This window comes from Endozoicomonas sp. SESOKO4, assembly GCF_024606275.1.
The window spans coordinates 1-1,627 of record NZ_JAHHPS010000194.1; the positions used below are offsets into that span (position 1 = coordinate 1).

Annotated in this window: 2 protein-coding genes; both read right to left on the reverse strand. The window is 48.2% G+C overall.

Annotated features, from left to right (window positions below):
- On the reverse strand, positions 1 to 1,280 hold a 1,280-nt coding region (locus tag KDK16_RS03790; RefSeq protein ID WP_257274738.1), incomplete at its 3' end, for a hypothetical protein.
- 78 nt (positions 1,281 to 1,358) lie between these two features.
- Positions 1,359 to 1,627, reverse strand: a 269-nt coding sequence (locus KDK16_RS03795; RefSeq protein WP_257274739.1) for a hypothetical protein, incomplete at its 5' end; no start/stop codon positions are given.

Genomic DNA, 1,627 nt, shown 5'->3' on the forward strand with positions numbered 1-1,627 from the left:
ATGTTTTTTTTCTTGCATATCTCTATCAGGGTTTGCGCTTTTTCCAGCTCTTCCTTACTTAATTCGTAATGGATATTTTCTTTCACTTGTTCCAATGGGTCGTCAGGGATCTGAGTGTCTGCCGTTTTCTTTTTTTTGGCCGCTGGTCCGGCAGCTGCTTTTGAATGAGTCCTCTTTCTACCCGAGCCCTTGTTTTTTTTCTGAACGGGTTCTGATGAATCCCGCTCTGTTTCTTCCCGGATTCGTTTTGCTCTTTTATTTTTGTTAGTGCCCGAAAGGCACTTGTTGCACAAAAACGCTGGATCTGATAGCTCATTGGCTATACGACTTAATTCCTGTGTATTCAGTGCCTTGTCACATTTTGAACAAGTGACAACCGAACTTCCGGTATCCTGAAAAATTGAGGGTTTCAGTGGGTCATCGCCTCCGAGACCACTGCCGTCTGTCGAGCCGGTTTTCTGGTTACCGGCAGCGACTTCGCAAATCTGGCCGGATTGGCCTGTTGTTCTGGTCGTTGATGCTTTGGTCGTTCTGGAGTGCTGGCCGTTTTTCCCGGTACCTGCCTGACGGCCTGAATATTTGCCAGCAGCGATCTCACGGTAAACACTAAGTTCCTGACCATTCTCTGTCAGCCATGTCTGAACCAGACACGAATACATCATGGCAGGCCCTGATCTTTCGAGATCGAAAAGATCCGCTTCAATCACCATGATCCGGTCTGACAAAATTCGAGCCAGCATGGATTGCCCCGTCATAGTTGCCCATTGCCGTTTGATCCGTAACATTCGAAGCAGTTGCCTTTTTTGTTGCAGGCATTTTTGAACAGGGCCAAGAACAGAGGCAAGGTCAGGCACGGGCTTTGGGTCAGGATTCCAGTGGTTTCCGTCAGGTGGCTTATCGCCATCGTCTCCCCCGGCAGCGCCGATGGCGATCAGCGCAGTGGAAGAGTGCTCTGGCGTCTCAGGGGGCACAAGCATGAGATCAATGCGGTGTGTATGCTTCATTGGCCAAAGGGGTAGGGGAGGCCGTTGGAGAGACGCAAGAGGTCTGTTATTCGGCAGCAGCTTAAGCAAACGGAGGGCGAGTGGCATAAACCCAACCGAATGAAGGTCGGGCGGTTCAGGTTCAGCCAACTTATTGGTGTATAAGAAATTTGCTGGTAGCGGATTTGAGCCGACCAATCCCACTGCGGGCAGTGACTCCCCAAACATTATGGTCACTAACAGAAGCAGTGATTGAACCATCGAGCAGATAGCTTTGTTTTTTTGTGGGCGTCGCATAGACCCAGGCTCATTGATTGACCTTTGCTATTTGCACCAATGTATAGCAGCGCATTGGCCATTGTGCCATGAACGGAGTTAGCGAAGATCAAGCAACTCTAATTCCTGACAACTTTGATAAACATCAGGATCAATCTCTGATAATAATGGGTCTTGCCTTTTTAAGCGCTTTATTTTGCTGAATGCCCGTTGTCTCCATTTTTCCAGCATGTCGTCAGCAATATCGATTTTGGCTTTTTTAAGGACGGTAACGGCATGCATAAGCTCCATTTCATCCCTGTACTCGTCCAGCAATGTCAGTATTTCGGTGCCAAAAACTTCTGTCTGGTTGAGCTTTAACCATAAAC